This window comes from Albibacterium sp. (assembly GCF_035514885.1).
GTDB lineage: Bacteria > Bacteroidota > Bacteroidia > Sphingobacteriales > Sphingobacteriaceae > Albibacterium.
In genome coordinates this window covers 1-19,728 of record NZ_DATJCH010000020.1, presented here as the reverse complement: position 1 = coordinate 19,728, position 19,728 = coordinate 1, and the positions used below count along the sequence as shown (strand labels likewise).

Genomic DNA, 19,728 nt, shown 5'->3' with positions numbered 1-19,728 from the left:
ACTGTTTTTGCAAAGGGATTTATTACAAGAGTAAAGTTAATGCTGCTTCTTATGCTTCAGCATCCACTTATAAATATCATAAGTTTCTTGATTTTCATAAAGCCACTGTATTCCATGCCCCTGATTCTCAAGTATGGTAAATTGAATATCACCATTACACGCTTTTAATGCATTTACTTTGCTTACCGTTTGTGAGATTGGGACAACATGATCTTCTGTTCCATGAAAGGTCCATATTGGGATATTATTAAGATTGCATATCCTCTCAGTACCGCTGGCCCATGCACATAAGGGAACTAATGCCGCAAACTTATCAGGATGATCCTTTGCGACGTCGAATACACCTCCGCCACCCATACTTACACCAGTGAGATAAATACGATTTGTATCAATCCGATATTTGTCGGTCAATTCTTCATATAAAGGTTCAAACCAGCTTTCAGTTGACCAAAGTTTGCCATCCGGACATTGAGGAGAAATAACAATAAACTCAAATTCCTGACCCTTATCAATTGCACGCGGCAACCCATATTGCTTAAGCTTATTCAAATCATTACCACGATGCGAACTTCCATGTAGATAAATGATTACCGGGTACTCCTTCTCCTGATAATCTTTGGGAAGGTATACCAAGTAATCATATTTAACTTCAGTTTTTGACAATGTTTGCGAATGTAGAGACATAACCGTATTAAGCAAAATGAAAATAAGACATAATCTTTTCATTCCTCAAGAGTTAAATTTGCAACATCTAATCTACAACGCTCTGATAATTATTTTATCCGTACGGATCTATGACATGTATATTACCTGACTCGTCATAGGTCAACTCAGTGCATTTTATAGAACGCAGATGAGTCACTCCCTTAGACAAAATAGAATCGTGGTAAAATAAATACCATTTATTCTGAAACTCAACAATGGAATGATGCGAAGTCCAGCCTACCACAGGATTCAAGATTCTACCTCGATAAGTAAAAGGACCGTACGGACTATCGCCTACCGCATAGCAGATATAATGAGTATCTCCAGTTGAATACGAGAAATAATATTTTCCGTTATATTTATGTACCCAAGGTGCCTCAAAAAATCTTCTTTCATTATCACCTTGCAGTAAAGGATTACCATTTTCATCTAATATAACCACATCCATTGGTTCTTCGTCAAGCTCCAATAAGTCATCTCTTAATCTGGCAACCTTTGAACACAAGGCAGGCTCGTCGTCTTTTGGTAAATGATCAAATGGCCCTTCGCCCTCAGCCTTAAAAGAACCTGTCTGCCAACGCTGCAACTGGCCTCCCCAAATACCACCAAAATACATTAGATGATCGCCATTATCGTCTTCAAACACTGCCGGGTCAATAGAGAAGCTATTTTTGATTGCCTCTGGTTGAGGAGTAAAAGGACCTGCAGGTGAACTACTTGTAGCTACACCAATCCTAAAAATCCCTTCATAATCTTTTGCAGGAAAAAACAGATAATACGTTCCGTTCTTATGTGCTGCATCTGGCGCCCATAGTTGCTTTTCAGCCCATGGTATATCTTTAACATGTAGAGCCACACCATGATCTACAACTTCTGCTTCAGGATTATCCATGGAAAAAACATGGTAATCTTGCATATCAAAATGACTTCCCAAGTCATCAAAAGCATCTCCTGCATCAATATCATGTGATGGGTATATATAGATCTTTCCATCGAAAACATGCGCTGACGGGTCAGCTGTATAAACATGTGTTACCAATGGCTTTGATATAGCCTTTGTGTTCAATTCTTCAAAATCAATATGATCAATCGGTTTTTCCGGCATAGCTATGAATTTTTAATATAAATAATTATGAGTTTCTTCTTTGTTTTAAATCTGTTTCTATCTGCACTTCTACTTTCTTATCTATTTTATAGAAGAAAAGGAGTGCAACTGCAATTAAAAATGGAATAGATGGAAAAATGCTTACTAATAGTTTAGTTCCATGTATCGCAGATGCTGATTGTATTAAATCGCTATGAGGAATATAATTGTAAAGTCCGAGAATCCATGTTAACAACGAACTTCCAACACTAAGTCCTACTTTCAATCCTACCATCATGGCCGAAAATATAATACCGGTAGCCCGGCGATTATTTTTCCATTCGCTATAATCAGCCACATCAGCGATCATAGCCCAAAGCAATGGTATTGTGATGCCATAGAAAAATCCGTGTAAGATTTGAGAACCAAACATAAGTCCTACAGCCTGCGGTGGAAAGAAATAGAAAAGGAATATGAAGAGCGTTGAGATAAACAATGCAACACCAAAAACATCTCTCTTTCCATATCGATCAGCAAACCTTTTCGAGAAAGTAATACCTACAATCATAAAGATAATTCCTCCCGCATTAAATAAGCCAAATCCGGCAGAAGTAGGATCTTCACCAAAAAAGTTAATATTAAGACCTGCAAGCGTACCCGTTATTGGATTAACAAAGTTTGCCAAACTGTCTACATCTGCATAGTTTTTGAAATAGTACACATAACTTCCACCTTTCATTGCCAAGGTAACAAACAACAAGGTAGTTAGTATCAACATAATAACCCATGACCGGTTCCTGAACAAGTCTCCTAAATCTTCCTTTAAACTTGATTTCTGTTCTGGTTTAGGAACGATACGTTCTTTGGTGGTAAAAAATGTAATCAACAGCATAACCATACCGATTACTGCCAACCAGGTCATTACCTTTTCAATCCCAATTGCCTTATCACCTCCACCTGCAGATTCGATGATGGGTAGCATAAATACCTGCACAAAAAACTGTGCAAACATAACTGCAACAAAACGATAAGAAGACAAGCTGTTCCGCTGTTTCATATCGCCAGTAATAACACCGCTCAATGCAGAATAAGGAAGGTTATTGGCTGCATACAAAAGCAGTAACAATGTATAGGTAACCACTGCATAAATAAGCTTTCCTTTATATGAAAAATCTGGAGTACTAAATGCTAGTATTGCAACTATACCCAGCGGAATGGCTGTCCACAATACCCAAGGCCTAAATTTTCCCCATTTCGATTCCGTTCTATCTGCAAGCGCCCCCATAATAGGGTTAAATACAAATGCTGCAACTAATCCCACAAATAATATCACAGCAGAAGCATGGGTGGTACTTAAACCATAAATATCAGTGTAAAAATAAGCCAGATATGTAATTAATGTCTGGAATACCAGGTTGGCTGCTAAGTCTCCCAGACTATAGCCAACTTTTTCTACTACCGTTAGTTTTTCACTAACTTTCTGCTGTGTATTTGCGTCTAACATATAATGTTATTTTGAATTGTTTTTAATGTTTATAAGTCGATTAAATGCCTCCTTTGGTTGATTGTTTCGATCAAACAGCAATGGATAGTTTGTTCTACCTCGGATAGGGAAATTATTTAGCCAAGTCATTCGATCGCTTACTCCCCATAAAGTAACTCTGCTAACATCATCACGGTACTTCAGAAATAAGTTGAAAAGCTGCTCATATTTATCTGCTAATACTGCACCTACCGAATCGGGTAACTGATCAGGATATGGATTCATATCCTTTCCTTCTTCAAAATTTTGGTTTACGTCAGCACCCTGCATATCCCATGGATTTGGCAGTACACTTAAATCGAGTTCAGTAAACGCTACTTTCATTCCCAATTTCGCATACTCCTGAATACTTTCTTCTATCACCTTTAAATCTAGATCATTTATATTCCAATGCCCTTGTATTCCTATTCCATCGATCCGTACGCCGGACTCTTGCAATTTCTTAATCAATCTAATAACCCCTGCTCGCTTCTTAGGCTGCTCAATGTTATAGTCATTATAATACAAAGCAGCTTTCGGTGCTGCAACAGCAGCTTTCTTAAATGCTTCCACTATATAGTCTTCACCCAGTAATTTGTAAAATATTGACTCTCTCAACGTGCCGTCTTCATTCAAAGCCTCATTCACAACATCCCAGCTGTCTATTGACGATGCATATCGCTCTCCGACAGCTTTAATATGCATATCCATGAACTGGCGAAGAGAATCCGGATCTGTTATTGCATGCACAAAATCAGGCAACTGACTATGCCAGACCATTGTATGTCCCACAATATACATGTTGTTTTGCTTTCCATACTCCACAAACTTATCTGCATCTTCAAAATGAAACTCACCCCATTTAGGATGAACCTCTTCTGATTTCATTACGTTTTCCGCCGTAATTGCATTGAATTGATTAGTGATCAAGGAATCCATAACCTTGTCCGTCTTATTAATCTGCCAATTGTTTAATGCAGTCCCAATAACAAAATCACCTTTGAAAACCTCCTTTAAAGTTTTAGGATTATTCTCCTGAGAAAACGCTCTTTCACTACTGAACATTAAAACCGCCATGATAAGCGCTACGGGTATAAACAATCGTTTATTGTTTTTCATTATCACATTTATGATGAATGCTGACGTCTTTGTATGATAAGCTCAGACATCAACGAATTATTAATAATTAAATTTAAGATACTTAAATAAATTCCAACGTTGGCATTGTAATACAGTCTCTCACTTAGAGAGTGGATTAAAGTTTATAATTATCTACTCTATGAGGTTCTAAAAGATAAAGATATTAAAAAAACCATTAGATGCAACCGATTGCAAAACATTTCTAATTTGTACAATCGATCAGGACTCATCATAAGACATGAACAATAACAAGAACGTACCTCGTAATACATCCGAGTAGACTTACTGGCAATTTCAAGCGTTATGTCTACGCTTTTTCAGCAGAAAAGCGTAGACATAACGCTTGAATAACTCTACTACTTTGCTTGTATGTATTACGAGGTATAGACAAGTCTCGGACAATGTCTGTAGATCATAAGTTATAGAACACTTAATCCTCCATCTATTACAACCGTAGTTCCAGTTATGAACTGACTATCGTCGCTAGCTAAAAACAATACTGCTTTGGAGATCTCATCTACTTTGGCATAGCGACCTAAAGGAATTGTCTTTTCCAGTTCTTTCTTTGCTTCTACAGCAGCTCCAGGTGCAAAACCCTCTTCCAATGAGCGCATCATTCTATTATCGACTGGTGATGGATGTACTGAGTTTACACGTATTTTTCTAGGTGCAGCTTCTACCGCGGTAGCTCTCATCACTCCTACTACGGCGTGTTTACTTGTAATATAAGCACTTACCCCCGGACTTCCGTTTAAACCTGCTACCGAAGAGGATATAATCATACTACCGCCATCATTCATTTGAGGCAAAACATATTTAGCACCCAACCAAACACCTTTTACGTTAACAGCAATCACTTTATCAAATACTTCTTCGGGGTAATCCTCAATAGGTTTAACCAGGCCTTCAATACCTGCGTTATTAAAGAATACGTCAATTTTTCCATTTGCTGCTACCGCCTGATTCACATAACGTTGAACATCGCTTGATTTGCTAACATCAGCAACACAATATTGAACGTTTTCCCCACCTAATTCTTCCACTGCATTCTTGAGTTCATCTTCGGTCAAATCAACCAAAAAAACCTTAGCTCCTTCTTCTAAAAAAACTTTAGCTGTCTGCTTACCAATACTACCGGCACCGCCGGTTATTACTGCGACTTTATTTTTTAATCTTTTCATAATATAATAATTTAAAAAATTCAGTTTATTTATATCCTACAAAACAAATCCGATGTTCATGGATCTTTACTATTCAAAATAATCATAATAGACCAACAAATGGTTTTTTATCTCCTCGATGGTTTCTTTATTAGAATCAGCGTCTAACTTCTCAAACTTTGCTTTCAAGGGTATGAGGTAATGATGTAGTTGGTCATGCGAGTCTCCAGTCATCGTACATTTTTCTAATATGATGTTAAACTCTTGATCTAAACTTTCCTTCAACGCCATATAAGCAGGTGGTTCTTTACTTTCCTCTTTTTTAATTATTGCAAGCATTTGGTCAATACCCTTGTTTGTTTCCAGATTTGCAGTCCACTTTTTCCCATTATCCAGAATTAATTCATCTTCTAAATGAATTTCCAGATCATGTCCTTCCATGTCTGCATGAGAGACCTCAGCTTCCTGCTGCATGCTGCCTTTTAATGCACCTCCCGCACATCCTGTTATAAATAAACCAAACACCATTGTCGGAATTAAAAATATTCTCTTCATTATTCTAAATTTAATTTATTCTCAATTGTTTTAGCGCTATGAGAGTGGTTTCCCATAATATCAAATATAACCTAAAGTAGTCTCTACATAAGTGTGTAATATCATTTATAACAATAAGCAATATCACAAACGAGCTAATAAATGCTTGGATTGATGCAAAACGCAATAATATTACCTGATGTAACCATTGGCGAGAATTCTATTGTGGCCTCGGGTGCGGTAGTTTCAAAAGACGTTCCAGATAACACTGTAGTAGGCGGTATCCCTGCTAAAGTGATCAAGCAATTAGAAAAAAATAAATATTACATTTACATAAAGATAGATAGAAAACTATAACATAACTTCGATTATGAATACATTCTCAGTAAAAGCGTTCGGCACTGAAGCGCCCGAAGCAGATTTAAAACAGTTAACCATCGAACGTCGTGAAGTAAGCGACAGAGACGTAGAAATAGATATCATATTTTGTGGCGTTTGCCATTCCGATTTACATACTGCCAGAAATGAATGGCATGGAACCGTCTATCCGAATGTACCGGGACACGAAATTGTAGGTCGTATTACCAAGATCGGCAAAGGGGTTTCTAAATTCAAGGTAGGTGATATTGCAGCTGTAGGCTGTATGGTAGATAGTTGCCGCGAATGTGAACAATGCAAGAAAGGCAGCGAACAGTATTGCGAGAAAGGGAACATTCAGACATACAATGGCCATGACAAACATTTAAACAAACAAACTTTTGGCGGGTACTCGGAACGTATAGTAGTAGAAGAGGACTTTGTATTACGAGTGCCAGAAAATCTTGATCTGGCGGCTACAGCTCCTTTGCTATGTGCTGGTGTAACTACTTGGTCGCCTCTGAAACATTGGAACGTAGGGCCGGGAACGAGAGTAGGTGTTGTAGGTATCGGCGGACTGGGTCATATGGGTGTGAAATTAGCAAAGGCGATGGGCGCTTATGTAGTTGTGATTACCACTTCAAGCTCAAAAGTGGCTGATGCCCAACGTTTAGGGGCAGATGAAGTGATTCTATCTACCGACGAAGCACAAATGAAAGCCAACGTTAATACTTTGAATTTTGTATTGGATTGCGTGTCAGCACAACATAATATTAATGACTATTTAGCATTGTTAAAAGTTGATGGCACCTTGGCTTTAGTGGGTGCTCCGGAACATCCACTTCCGGTTGCTGCATTCAGTCTCATCCCCACTCGTAGAAGCTTTGCCGGATCAACCATTGGGAGTATTGCTGAAACGCAAGAAATGCTGGACTTTTGCGGCAAGCATAATATCACATCCGATATTGAACTAATAAACATACAGGATATAAATACAGCTTATGAACGGCTTTTGAAGGGTGATGTTAAATATCGCTTTGTGATTGATATGGCTTCATTAAAAAGGTAGCCCGATAGGCTACCTTTTTAAAATTTCGCATGTAGCTCTGTTACTAAAAATAGATATCTACATAGTCGACAACCATTCCACCTTCACAATTTTCCATATCCTGCAGGCGCCAATATTTTCTATTTTTTGTTGACTCAAAAAACCTGCTACCCTCTTTTACGCAGGGTTTTCCCTCATTCAGATGCTCAACCTGAGTTTCAATGGTTCCTTCAAAAATTAATTTTTTATCTGATACAGGCTCTAGCGTTCCGCTGATTTTTAAATAGTCGCTATTCTTAGAATTAAGTTGTTGACCTACAATGCTGTATTTATTATCTCCGAGGTATTTGATCTCCGCTTCTCCCAAAACCTCCCAGCTTATCCATTGTAAACTCAGATAATGCTTTCCTTCACGAATTTTAAATCGAGTGGAATCAGCAGCTTTGTTGCTTAGGGATGATTCTGATTCCTGAATATTTACGGTTGTATCGATAGCTGCTGTAGTGTCAGGCTGTACAACTGAGAAACTATCTGTTTTTATTTCTTCGCTACGTGTTTCTTGGGTCGGTTGCTGGCAGCTGATTAAGTATAAACTAATGAAGCCTACTACAAAGAATTTGATTTGATTCATATTTTCATTTGATTAATATACTAAGTCAGATAAAAAACAATGAATCACCTAGTTAGTTTTGATTGGGGAGTAATGTTGGGGAAAATAAGAGGTATTACAGAGATACATATAGGCTTTTATTTAAAGTATGTAATTTTTTATAAACGTTACCTCATTTATTTTTATATGATTTAAGCATTAACTAAAGCTCTGTCTAAATGGACATAACCCCCATCAACATATATAATTTGACCGGTGGTGTGACTTGATTTATTGCTCAATAAAAACGCAACAGCATTTCCTATTTCTTGAGTAGTAGTCATCCTATTCTCCAATGGAATGTTAGCCGTGATTTTGTTCAATGTTTCTTGTGGGTTATTTAATGTTTTAATCCAATTTTGATATTGTGGTGTCCAGCATTCGGCAACAACCAATGCATTTACCCTGATGCCATATTTTAGTAATTCAACTGCCCATTCTCTGGTTAATGCGTTTCTTCCGCCGTTTGATGCTGCATAAGCAGATGTATTTCCTTGTCCAGTTTCTCCTGTTTTTGAAGAAATATTAACAATACTTCCTTTTGATTTAATAAGCTCTGGCAAAGCATGATGCGCCATTAAATAATAATGAATAAGATTTCGATGCAAGCTTTGCAAAAAACCTTCATAGTTTCCATTTTCTAAACCAACTCCATCATTTAACCCCGCATTATTTACCAAACCATCGATTCTGCCGAATTCAGTTATTGTTCTTTGCACCGCTTTTTCGCAACATTCCGGACTAGTTAATTCTGCTTCGATACCAAATGCTTTACCTCCATTTTTCATAATTAAATCAATTGCGTTTTTATTATCGACTTCTTTTCTACCAATAATTACTGCAATTGCACCTTCGTTGGCTACAGTTTGCGCTATTCCAAAACCAATACCTTTAGCACCGCCTGTGATTAAGATGACTTTGTCCTTTAAGTTTAAATCCATTAATCTATTTATGTTAACTTTAATGATATTAAATATGATGTCACCCCAAGAACATGGTTACTCCTTAACTCTTAGTATAAGGTATAACCGTTTGTTTTGCTTCTCCCAAACCCTCGATTCCCAACTCAATTTCGTCTCCTGCTTTTAAATAAATCGGGGGATTAAACCCTAAGCCCACTCCATGTGGAGTTCCAGTAGAAATCACATCACCAGGTAAAAGTGTCATAAATTCACTAAGGTAGGAAACAACAGAGGCAATGTCAAAGATAAAATCATTGGTATTACCGTCCTGCATTATTTTACCATTCAACTTTAACCAAAGACGTAAATTATTAGGATTTGTAATTTCTTCTGCAGTAACCAGCCATGGCCCAAGCGGTGCAAAAGTATCACAACCTTTACCTTTAGCCCATTGTCCGCCACGTTCCATTTGGAAAGCTCTTTCACTTACATCATTATGTAAAACATAGCCGGCAACATAATTTAATGCTTCTTCTTTAGAAACATAGCTTGCCTTTTTACCAATCACGAAGGCCAATTCCACTTCCCAATCTGTCTTTAAAGAATCTTTTGGAAGCATAATATTATCATTTGGACCTACAAGCGATGTAGTGGATTTAAAGAATATTATAGGCTCTTTAGGTACCGCCGCATTAGTTTCTTCCGCGTGTTTGGCATAATTTAAACCAAGACAAACTATTTTTGACGGGCGACCGATTGGTACTCCTAATCTTTCATCATCTGAAACTATGGGAAGACTTGATTTGTTTTTATCAATAAAAAAAGCCAACCTATTAATACCATCCGTTTCAAAAAATTTCTCATCATAATCCTCTCCAAAAGCAGTGGTATCATATCTTTTACCATCAATTATTATCCCAGTCTTTTCTTTTCCTTTTTGCCCGTATCTTATCAGTTTCATTTTATTTAGTTATTTAATTTTATATTTATAATCTCTTTTAGAGTTAGATATTCTGTTTTTAATTATTCAATTTAATGAATCCTCCATCAATTGGATAATCATTCCCGGTAATAAAGCCAGCTTCTTCAGAACAAAGGTAAAGCGCTAATGTAGCCACTTCTTCAGGTTTTGCCATGCGTCCTATAGGCTGACTTTTAGATAATTTTTGAAAGATTTCTTTTTGGTTGTCAGGGTAGTTTTTAGTGATAAACCCATCAACAAAAGGTGTATGTACCCTCGCCGGGGAAATACTATTGCTACGAATGCCGTCTACCATAAAATCGCGGGCTACTGACATACTCATCGCATAAATTGCACCTTTACTCATTGAATAAGCAAAACGATCAGCAACTCCCACTACGGAAGCGATAGATGCCATATTTAAAATTACTCCTCCTCCTATTTTTTTCATTAAAGGAATAGCCGCATATAAACAATTGTAAACTCCTTTTACATTTACCTGATAAACTCTTTCAAAATCAGCTTCGGCAGTTTTCTCTAGGTTACCTATATGCGCAATACCTGCATTATTTACCAAGATATCTACCTTATCCATTCTATTAAAGGCATCCAAAACCTGATCTTGATTGCTCACATCACATGAAAATGCATATGCTTCTCCAAATTGATTGATTTCCTCCGCCGTCTGTTGTGCAGATTGCTCATTAAATTCTAAAATATACACCTTTGCACCTTGTTTTGCAAAAAGTAGAGCTATAGCTCTACCAATTCCGCTACCACCACCTGTAATTACTGCTGATTTTCCTTTAAGATTAAACACACTCTTCCTTTAATATGATTTTAAATTTTGATTATATTGGTAAATAGCCAAAATAAATAATCGCATTATATAAAGCAAAAATTTTACATCATTGAATTTTATTATGCAGATTTGGTTTAAAATTTCACAAATGATACAAGTTGTAAATAGATCAATAGATATTTTAGAATATGTTGCAGAGGAAATAAGTCGACCTAAATTAATGGGCAATATTGCTCAAGATTTAAATTTAAACACTAGTACTTGTGCCAATATTATAAAAACCCTAGTTAGCCGAGGTTTATTAAGAAAGGCAGATGGTCAAAAAGGTTATTTAATTGGCACTCGATTATTAGAGATCAGTAATGGAAGTTTGGGTTTTAGAGATGTGATAGACAGGGCAAATCATCTGTTTTCCAATAAGTTTAACACTATTGATGAGAACTACTTAATTGCTGTTTTAAAAGAGGATAAACGTCAAATTATTTTCAACAAACCCAGTACACAGCTAATCCAGGCCACAACTCCGACGGAGAAATTAGCTTATGATTCTTCAAGTGGAAGATTACTGATTGCTTTTTTAGATGAAAAAAATCTTCAACTTTATATCAAAAAACATGGTTTACCCAATAAAAACACATGGCCAAAGGCGACTTCGAGAATCGGTTTCTTCGAGGAAATAGAGAAAATCAAAAGTCAGGGTTATGCTTTAATAGAAGATACGGTGCAAATTGTAGGTGTGGCCACTCCAATTTTTAGAGATAATAAAGTAATTGCCAGCTTTAGCATTTACTTACCTTCTTTCCGGTTCACCGAAAAACTAAAAGCTGAAATGATTACCCAAGCAACACACTTAAGTAAACTTGTTTCGTCCCGTTAATATTTGTCTCAACAAGTTTCTAATAGCATTTTCACCTTCAATTAATGCTAATCTATTCTATGCTTACTGATGCTTTACCTTGCTCACTCCACAAAGAATAATCTGGCTTTAGGGCATAAAAAAAGCGGATTGAGTGCAATCCGCTGAATTTATAGTAGCCGAAACCGAACAAATCTCGAAACATTTTCTTGAGGATTTAGAAAGGCTAACCTCCCTAAGTGCGGAAGTTACTGCTATGGAATATTAAAAACTAAAATTCATTCCAAAAGAAAAAACAGAAAAAAAAGGAAGCCTTTCTGCTAACGGATATAAGATAACGAAGCACTATAAGTCCCGAAGGGTGGCGGAGTCATTATGCGTGCGCAGTTATCGTTATCCGTTATCTTTGCTTCCCTTTTTGTTTGTTTTTGATACCTCTATAAATCCTTGTCCATATATTCTTCCAAAGAAGATTTCAGTTGGTCTAAAAATGCGGTTCGTGAACCTGCTCGGTATTTCATTCGATGGAAAGAATTGTGCAAATCCCCCAAAGTAATCTGAAATAATTTTTCTAAAGTCAGACTGATTTTGCGTATTCCTAATTTACCGTATGAAATAGAGCCGTTCGCATACAGCGCATAAATCAGTTCTATCAAGGCATTTTTGCTATCCGTCCAAAGAATACCATCGGATGAAATATCCCTTGCAGAAAGAGAACCTGCTATTTCGTCATCGTTGATTTTTTGGAGTATGTAGATATAGAGTAGCTCATTTGCTATTATCCGAGCCACTTTGTAATCATAGTAGGTTGAAAACAGTGGGTCAATCTCAAAGACAAAACTATTCAGACCATCGTGGAAATTAATGTTGCCCAACCTAAAGTAAGTTTCATCACGGTCGGTTCTTCCCGAACGATAATACCTGTAAAAATCCGAATTGTAGATATGCTCCCTATATTCCTGTTTTAATTCCCGTAACTGTTCTGAAAAATAACTTGCGTACATCTTTCCTCCGTCAACAGGACAAGCGGTCTGTATGCGAAATATCTTATTGTGGTAAATGAGTTTGGAGAGGATGTATGGCTTAATGTTACGAAAGAAATTGATTTCCTCCCAATGGTTTTTAAAGCCTTGCTTTGTAATATCCTCTCTTATCGACCCCAAGAATTCTTGTAGGTATATTGTCATTTGGTACGCTTCATCAATTATATTGGGTGCAGACAGCGAAATTGCATTTTCTTTTCGCTGTATCTCCGAGATGATATGATTTAATGAAGATGTCATTTCACTTTGTCTAATCTCTTATTTTCTAATAGACAACTTTCATCATTGTAATCACTGACAAACCCAACAAGCATTGTTACGGGGTATCAGTTTTCAATCTGTTGAATATTTCTTTGAAAATTATTACATAAGAATTCGCTAAAAGTTGTTCTATTCGCTTACAGTTATACCTCAATTCAATTATATACTTGATTATATCGGCAGTTTCAACCTCAATTTTATTAGCCTCAATCCTAAGGATATTTTCTTCGTCTTCAAGGTCGAAGTTAATTTTGTAGACAGTGTTGTACTGTGCTAAAATTTTCTACTGTTTTCATGTTTCTGTTTATCAGACCGGGGTTCCGAAACAACTTCAATAGCAACTTATTTATCTCAAGGGTGAATGACAAAATAGAAGTTACAAACAGCGCCCCTGTATGCAAATTCATGTAGCTTTTTCGTCTAAATTCAGTGCCATTACAAAAAAGTCGAATTTCTGAGAACCAATGTTTTGTGAATACTGACTTATTATCTGATAGCCCTTTTTGTGATAAAAATTTATTGCCTTTTGATTCTCTTTTAATACAGAGAGCCAAATACGCTGATATTTCAAAGCAATTATTTCTTGCATTAAAATTTTATGCAGTTCTTTACCGATTCCTTTGCTTATAAATTTTTTTACGACATAAATCTTATCAAGATAGCACGTTTTTGGTGGGATTATCAATTGGCTTGTGAAGTCCAGTTTAACTTTCGCATAACCAACAGGAATGCTATCGTAGAAAGCAATCCAATAAATGGATTCCGCTTTTAGTATACTGTCATGAATCCTTTTTTCCGAAAAAATGTCTTCCAAGTAATCCAACAGGTCGTTCTTGTCGTTGAAAAAAGACTCAAACGTATCTGAAAATGTTATACGTCCCAATTTTGAAATAGTTATCACGTCATCTATGTCGGCTTTTCTAATATTTATCATAAGTAAGTATGTTTAAAATGGTTGCTTTTTCTATCGTATGAAGTTCATGGGATAGGCTGGTACAATTTGACCTTTTAGGATTTTTTGAAGTTTGGAAGCCATAAGCCTTTTTGTTAAAGGCTTGAGATAATCGAGGTAGAGAACTCCCTCGGTATGGTCGTATTCGTGTTGTATCATTCGCGCGGTCGTTCCACTGAATGTACGGATTTGCTTTTTAAAATTCCGATTATAATATTCAATCGTTATCGCCCAATTCCGCTTTACTTTGTAGAATAAATTTGGAATACTTAAACAGCCCTCTTCGTCTTCCCAAAGTTCTTCAGACCGTTGGATGATTTTGGCATTGATGAAAGTTTCCATTATGCCTTTATCATCTTGGGGGAAATAAAACTTTCTCTCTTCTTCTCCGAGGTTATCAAAAGTTGATTTACTGTCCACGATAAACAATCTAACCGGAAGTCCTATCTGTGGTGATGCCAATCCGCAACCATTGGCATTTTCCATAGTTTCCCACATATCGGCAATTAATTTATCCAATTCAGGATAATCCTTTTCGATGTAGTTGCATTTCTGTTTTAAGATATGGTGTCCGTATGCTAAGATGGCTCGTTTCATTATTCTTTGGATTTTTCAACAAATTTCCAAAGAATAAACATGGAAGGCAATGAACCTATGTTAAGTATTTGCGCACGGATTCCGTTGATGTTCAACGATGTTTACGATTGCTATGCAATTTGTCTGCGTATCCGGCTCAGCGCCTGTGGTGTTATCCCGATATAGGAAGCAACGTATTTTAATGGAATAAATTTTAAAATATCGGGTTGTTCATTGAACAGGTTTAGATACCTTTCTTTGGCTGTATGTTTTAAAAGCGACAATTCTCTTTTGCTTTTTTGCAAAAACAGTTTCTCCGACACAAAACGCCCTAAATAGTTTCCTGCTTTGGTCTCTGCATATACTTTTTGCAAATCATCATAAGATATTTGCCAAACCACGGTTTCCGCCAATGCCTGCAATTCGTATTCAGATGGTGTCCGGGTCAGGAATGAATTGTAAGCACAGGTAAATTCTTTATCAAAACAGAAATTAAAAGTCAGTTCGTTTTCATCATGGGGAATATAGAACCGAACGATGCCTGTTTCCACAAAGAAAAGATAGTTTTCTGTTTCGCCCCGCTGTGTAATGACTTCGTTCTTGGCAAAAAGCCTCCTGTCAAAGTGGGAAGCTATAAACTCCCATTCTGTTTCCTGTAATTTTATTATCCGCTCGTAGTATTCTCTGATGTGCCCCATAAAAATATTCTCTTTTTAGTCTGTCTTTCGAAAAAGAAAATACAAATTTAGTGTTTTTATAATAAACCGGTTTTTGTGCGGATATCTCATAACTTTGTTAATTACGGTAAAACACCAGTAAAAACATTGCTTTCAGCCATTTTATATCACTACATCACAGTTGCAAGGAAGTATTCTCTTTCGTATTTTTCAGGTCTTAGCTACTAAAAAAAATTCTCCACTTGCTGGTAGAAGGTTGTCGGTTCTGTTCTTAAAGTATTTTTCCGTCATGTCTTTTGTGGAGATTGTCTGTATTTCTTTTAAACCTACTTTTTCAGCGAGTTTTATAATTTCTTCAACCGAAAAAAAACTTACAAAAGGAGTACCTGAAGCTGCCGCTCCTTTTATTGACATTTCCATTAATGGCTTGTCTTCTTCATCAAGTAATTCCAATGGCAGATAAAAGGCCATTGCAATAGTAGAACCAGGTGCGAGCAAAGTCATTTTTTGCAGTGTGTCGGTAATCGCTTCTTTGGTAAGATAAAGCGTAACACCGATACAAGATACAAAAGCCCTTTGTTCAACATTAAAACCTTTATTTAATAGCTCGTCCCACCAAGATGAGATTTCAAAATCGACAGGTACAAAGAGAAGATTGCCGGGAATTTTATAGCCGTTTTCAATCAGCTTTTCTTCTTTCCAAGTCAAAGTATCGTGCTGGTCAATTTCATAAATATCAACATAGGAACTTATGGCCGTGTTCCGTTGGGCAAAACTATCCAATCCTGCACCAAGCAAAACGTATTGTTTTACTCCTTTTTCAATTTGCCCTTTAGCTATATCTTCAATAAAACGTGAACGGGCTACGATAGAAGCCCGCAGCCGCTTGGTATATTTCATGTCAGGCCGTTCCTGCCAATCATCATCAGGTGCAATTAACTTGAATCCTATTTCATCTTCAAATATATGAGGTTTTGCATCTGTCTGAACGTGTAACGCTCTCCATAATGCGGTTCTTACTGCGGTATTATCCGGCTTTATGACTTTATCTATTCCCATTTCCTTATTTTATAATTAATATCAAGTGCAATTATAATGAAGCTATTTTTTAGCATGTAATCCAATCATATTCCCCTCTGTATCTTCTATTAAAGCAATAGAACCAAAATCCCCCACGTTCAACTTTCGACGAATAATTTTTCCACCTGCAGCTTCAACACGGTTTAATACCGTATTGATTTCTTCGGTTGCAAAATAAATTAAAACACCGCCAATACCGGGTTTTGCTTCATCCATTCTAACAAGCGCACCGCCAATCTCTTGCTTGTTTTCACTGCTTTCAAAAATGGCATATCTCATTTGGCTGTGTCTTTCGTTGTTCACTGTCGTTTCCTTAAATCCGCAGTCAAATACTGTTGTGTAAAATTTCTTTGCCCTGTCAAAATCGGATGTATAAATTTCAAACCAATCAATTACTCTTTTCATTTTAAACTGTTTTTGATTAATTCAACAAAGTTAAAGTCCCCCGTTTTTTGAAAATTGGATAAAACCGACAGTACTAAAACTTCAATTCCGGAAAATTGGGCAATTGTTCGTTTGCATTAAGAAGAAATGACTTTGGAGTCGTGCCTGTAAAATATTTAAAATCTCTGATAAAATGAGATTGGTCAAAATAATTCTCTAAATAGGCTATTTCCGTAAGAGCATTAAAGTTAGCCGTTCTTAGCGTTTTTAAAGCTGACTGAAAGCGACAGATTCTTGAATACAACTTTGGGGAAATGCCTATATATGATTTAAACAGACGTTCTAACGAGCGTTCTGATATTCTCAAATCGGCTTGCACCTGTTTTAATTCCTGACCTTTTTGAAACTGGTTTAACGCAAATTTTACTTTATCATTTTCACCTTTACAGTCTGTTGTTTGTTGTAAGAAAAAATGTTCTAAAACCGCTATTTTTTGTTCTAATGTTTGTGTATTTAGAAGTTGGTCATTTATAGTGGTTTTAACTAAATCATTGATGTCAGTGTGTCGTTGCGTTAATTCAATTGCTTCTATTCTGAAAACAGAACTTAAAGCTGCGGGTTGGAAACTGACGCCAATATTTCGAAAACTACCCGTTGCCGTAAGCTGTGAGTACTGAGTAGCTTGCCCAAATAAGAAAGATTGGGGTAATGTTTGCTTGTCTTTATCGTAAAAGACCGTGGGATTTTCCTGAAAAATCATACCGGGTACGCCCTCGGGAATTATTTTGAATTTTCCAATAAAAGCAGTGCTCGTATTTTCCATTATAAAGAAAAAACGAATATGCTTTCGGAGGGGTGGTACAGGCTGTATTATTTTGATATCCATCCTGAGGTTTTCTAACAAATTTAGCAAAATTAAGCACAATCATCCCAACCCTTCTGTGTTTATATAGATACAATTTCCAATTGATTCTCTTGTTCGGGAATTTGAAAGCCATCTATATATTTGTTTAGGATGAAATCTGTAATCGGAAAAGCGGCATTTGCCTCAAAAGTTTTATTTCTAATTTTCAGTCTGTTTTTTATTGCCGAAATAGGAGGGTTCATATAAACAAGAAACCACTTTCCGTGGTTTGTTTCCACTATCCGCTTAAACTCGTTACGCTTTTCCTTTTGCCAAAAGCTAAAGTCTACTACTATATTCCGTTTGGATTTTAGAAGTTCCAAAAACTGAATAAACAGTGCCTTTTCTGCTAAAGCTGATAGCTTATCATATTCTTCTTCAGCATAATCTATTCCGAACTGACCATAGTTATTCCATATTTCTTCATCGACCGATAGCCTATGAAAACCATAACATTCTAACTGTTTTGCGAATGTGGTTTTTCCGGATCCTGACAGTCCACACATGAGAACGACTTTGGGCATATGCTCACAGTTTAGAATTAAGTCGAACACTTCATTTTCTGTATATATCATATTATAAGGGTCTTTTTTTTGTAAATTTCTCGTTAAACCCATAACAAGTTTTAGATTTCATTTTTTACTTAATCTCTCAGCTTGTTATCAGCCTATATTATTCATAACACTATTTTTAACTGCGTAGCAACGTAGGGCGAAGCCTTAAAGTAGTACTGTTGTTTTTTGAATATACTTTTTATCGTTCTTTCAGTCACTTGCGATGGTCTCCAAGCGTTAACTCCGGCCGTGACATTTAAGAATATGTTGTCGCCAATTTTTATCTCTGGACGAACACCTCCTATTATATAAGCATGCGAGAAAATCTTATCTTTTCCATCTTGTTCTAAAAGAGCTGTTTGTCCATTCATCTCCCCGATTAGATTTAATCGGAAGATGTTGTTCAGGTCATATCGGAAACACATTTCCAAGCCGTCCAAAACATTGATTTCAACATTATATTTCCTTTCCATTTTCCAATTGAGATAAAGTGCTGGAAATAACATCGGATATCCAAAGGAGTTATTGATAGCAGCTCCTACCCCTAAGTCCAAGTTTGACCTTAAATGATATATGAATACTGTTCCTATACTACCAAGTGTGTTTTTAAATCTTATTTGGGAAAACTCTGTACTCGGCATGTATGTGCCTCCACCTATACTTGCCATAATTGACCATTTATCGTTCAAAGGACGTAAATGATTTAGATTCAAGCCAACATTCATAATTCTATCCGTTACTATAGGTTCGTCAAAATTACGATTGTTTAATCGCGCCTGTGCAAATCTTCCGCTTATCGACCATATTGTAGGACGATTCTTTTCATTTAGCTTCACCGACAGAGGAATGTGTACATCCGCTTGATAAATTACAGCGGAACCTTTTGCATCTCCCACTTTTTGATAGGTGTTACCGTCGGTCTTCCTATAGCTTGATTCTCCTAAATACTCTGTTTTGACTTGTATCTGTATTTGAGCAACTATATCATAACACGTGAATGTCAGGAAAAATAAAATAATAAATTTCATTACCAAATTTCCCCCGATTAACTGTATTTACATAAAGCAAGCGCCTTACCCGCTTGTGTTTTGATTTTTTTTGAAACAAATTGTCTTAAGGTTTCTGTGTCCTTAGTGCAATCCATAACTTGCATGTTTTCAATAAGGTCTGCCTCCCAAAGAATCTGAAAATCTTTTCCATCTATTTTTTCAGGCGTATGATGGTTTCCAACTATATAACATACTCTTTCAATTACGAATGGTTCATAATTATGTTCATTTAATATATTTCTTGCAATTGGTACTCCTTCCTGCTCTTGGAGATGTCCCTCCATTGATCCATATTTGCGTAATGCTTCCACAGAACCTATGTCGTGTAAAACAGCACTTAACTCTATAATACAACCAGTCTGACTGTCTACATTTTCTCTTTCAATAATCGTCCGTGTATTTTCTAACACCTTCATTGTGTGATCGACGCCATATGGTACAGTTCTGAAAATATTTTTCATCTCTTTGATTACTTGGTCTAATTTCTCTGATTCTCCTATGTCCTTATATTTCATATCACATTATTTT

23 protein-coding genes are annotated in these 19,728 nt (G+C 36.5%); 3 read left to right on the top strand and 20 right to left on the bottom strand.

Annotated elements, in window-relative coordinates:
* Positions 1-36: 36 nt before the first annotated feature.
* From VL047_RS09635 to VL047_RS09610, 6 genes are all read right to left on the bottom strand, one after another.
* Entirely contained in the window at positions 37-726 is a 690-nt protein-coding gene (locus VL047_RS09635; RefSeq protein WP_325360054.1) for a prolyl oligopeptidase family serine peptidase, read from the bottom strand.
* A 52-nt stretch (positions 727-778) separates the two neighbouring features.
* Positions 779-1,810 (bottom strand): glycoside hydrolase family 43 protein, encoded by a 1,032-nt coding sequence (locus VL047_RS09630; RefSeq protein WP_325360052.1) that lies wholly within the window; start codon positions 1,808-1,810, stop codon positions 779-781.
* A gap of 25 nt (positions 1,811-1,835) precedes the next feature.
* The gene (locus VL047_RS09625) at positions 1,836-3,293 is read right to left on the bottom strand and encodes an MFS transporter (protein WP_325360050.1); all 1,458 of its coding nucleotides are present in this window, start codon (positions 3,291-3,293) and stop codon (positions 1,836-1,838) included.
* A gap of 6 nt (positions 3,294-3,299) precedes the next feature.
* On the bottom strand, positions 3,300-4,430 hold the full coding sequence (locus VL047_RS09620; protein WP_325360048.1) for an endo-1,4-beta-xylanase: 1,131 nt from the start codon (positions 4,428-4,430) through the stop codon (positions 3,300-3,302).
* Positions 4,431-4,870: 440 nt separating this feature from the next.
* Positions 4,871-5,632 (bottom strand): SDR family NAD(P)-dependent oxidoreductase, encoded by a 762-nt coding sequence (locus VL047_RS09615; RefSeq protein WP_325360046.1) that lies wholly within the window; start codon positions 5,630-5,632, stop codon positions 4,871-4,873.
* A gap of 69 nt (positions 5,633-5,701) precedes the next feature.
* Positions 5,702-6,166, bottom strand: a complete 465-nt coding sequence (locus tag VL047_RS09610; RefSeq protein ID WP_325360045.1) for a hypothetical protein — start codon at positions 6,164-6,166, stop codon at positions 5,702-5,704.
* Between the two features lie 153 nt (positions 6,167-6,319).
* On the opposite strand from VL047_RS09610, the gene VL047_RS09605 reads away from it, so the two are divergent.
* Complete coding sequence (locus VL047_RS09605; protein WP_325360044.1) at positions 6,320-6,502, top strand: hypothetical protein; 183 nt, start codon at positions 6,320-6,322, stop codon at positions 6,500-6,502.
* Positions 6,503-6,515: 13 nt separating this feature from the next.
* Positions 6,516-7,571 (top strand): NAD(P)-dependent alcohol dehydrogenase, encoded by a 1,056-nt coding sequence (locus VL047_RS09600; RefSeq protein WP_325360043.1) that lies wholly within the window; start codon positions 6,516-6,518, stop codon positions 7,569-7,571.
* Positions 7,572-7,614: 43 nt separating this feature from the next.
* Here the strand turns inward: VL047_RS09600 and VL047_RS09595 are convergent, their stop codons facing one another.
* The 4 genes from VL047_RS09595 to VL047_RS09580 all read right to left on the bottom strand — a co-directional run bounded on the left by VL047_RS09595 (position 7,615) and on the right by VL047_RS09580 (position 10,882).
* On the bottom strand, positions 7,615-8,181 hold the full coding sequence (locus VL047_RS09595; protein WP_325360042.1) for a hypothetical protein: 567 nt from the start codon (positions 8,179-8,181) through the stop codon (positions 7,615-7,617).
* Between the two features lie 170 nt (positions 8,182-8,351).
* A complete protein-coding gene (locus VL047_RS09590) occupies positions 8,352-9,140 on the bottom strand; it encodes an SDR family oxidoreductase (protein WP_325360040.1) in 789 nt (262 codons plus the stop codon).
* A gap of 64 nt (positions 9,141-9,204) precedes the next feature.
* Entirely contained in the window at positions 9,205-10,062 is an 858-nt protein-coding gene (locus VL047_RS09585) for a fumarylacetoacetate hydrolase family protein (protein WP_325360038.1), read from the bottom strand.
* A gap of 58 nt (positions 10,063-10,120) precedes the next feature.
* The gene (locus tag VL047_RS09580) at positions 10,121-10,882 is read right to left on the bottom strand and encodes an SDR family oxidoreductase (protein WP_325360037.1); all 762 of its coding nucleotides are present in this window, start codon (positions 10,880-10,882) and stop codon (positions 10,121-10,123) included.
* A gap of 130 nt (positions 10,883-11,012) precedes the next feature.
* On the opposite strand from VL047_RS09580, the gene VL047_RS09575 reads away from it, so the two are divergent.
* Positions 11,013-11,741 (top strand): IclR family transcriptional regulator, encoded by a 729-nt coding sequence (locus tag VL047_RS09575; protein WP_325360035.1) that lies wholly within the window; start codon positions 11,013-11,015, stop codon positions 11,739-11,741.
* A 416-nt stretch (positions 11,742-12,157) separates the two neighbouring features.
* Here VL047_RS09575 and VL047_RS09570 read toward each other — a convergent pair whose 3' ends face one another.
* The 10 genes from VL047_RS09570 to VL047_RS09525 form a co-directional block, all read right to left on the bottom strand.
* Positions 12,158-13,003: an RteC domain-containing protein gene (locus VL047_RS09570; RefSeq protein WP_325360034.1), complete on the bottom strand. Its 846-nt coding sequence runs from the start codon at positions 13,001-13,003 to the stop codon at positions 12,158-12,160.
* 424 nt (positions 13,004-13,427) lie between these two features.
* Positions 13,428-13,958: a GNAT family N-acetyltransferase gene (locus VL047_RS09565; RefSeq protein WP_325360032.1), complete on the bottom strand. Its 531-nt coding sequence runs from the start codon at positions 13,956-13,958 to the stop codon at positions 13,428-13,430.
* A gap of 30 nt (positions 13,959-13,988) precedes the next feature.
* Complete coding sequence (gene def, locus VL047_RS09560) at positions 13,989-14,573, bottom strand: peptide deformylase (protein ID WP_325360030.1); 585 nt, start codon at positions 14,571-14,573, stop codon at positions 13,989-13,991.
* Positions 14,574-14,683: 110 nt separating this feature from the next.
* A complete protein-coding gene (locus VL047_RS09555; protein WP_325360028.1) occupies positions 14,684-15,250 on the bottom strand; it encodes a Crp/Fnr family transcriptional regulator in 567 nt (188 codons plus the stop codon).
* Positions 15,251-15,439: 189 nt separating this feature from the next.
* Positions 15,440-16,288, bottom strand: a complete 849-nt coding sequence (locus VL047_RS09550) for a class I SAM-dependent methyltransferase (RefSeq protein ID WP_325360026.1) — start codon at positions 16,286-16,288, stop codon at positions 15,440-15,442.
* A 42-nt stretch (positions 16,289-16,330) separates the two neighbouring features.
* The gene (locus tag VL047_RS09545; protein WP_325360025.1) at positions 16,331-16,714 is read right to left on the bottom strand and encodes a VOC family protein; all 384 of its coding nucleotides are present in this window, start codon (positions 16,712-16,714) and stop codon (positions 16,331-16,333) included.
* Between the two features lie 73 nt (positions 16,715-16,787).
* A complete protein-coding gene (locus VL047_RS09540; protein WP_325360023.1) occupies positions 16,788-17,579 on the bottom strand; it encodes a helix-turn-helix transcriptional regulator in 792 nt (263 codons plus the stop codon).
* 59 nt (positions 17,580-17,638) lie between these two features.
* Positions 17,639-18,172 (bottom strand): AAA family ATPase, encoded by a 534-nt coding sequence (locus tag VL047_RS09535; protein WP_208293402.1) that lies wholly within the window; start codon positions 18,170-18,172, stop codon positions 17,639-17,641.
* Positions 18,173-18,273: 101 nt separating this feature from the next.
* Entirely contained in the window at positions 18,274-19,179 is a 906-nt protein-coding gene (locus VL047_RS09530) for a DUF6268 family outer membrane beta-barrel protein (protein WP_325360020.1), read from the bottom strand.
* 17 nt (positions 19,180-19,196) lie between these two features.
* Positions 19,197-19,715 carry an HD domain-containing protein gene (locus tag VL047_RS09525; RefSeq protein WP_325360018.1) on the bottom strand — a complete coding sequence of 173 codons (519 nt, stop codon included), beginning with the start codon at positions 19,713-19,715 and terminating at the stop codon, positions 19,197-19,199.
* Between the last annotated feature and the right edge of the window lie 13 nt (positions 19,716-19,728).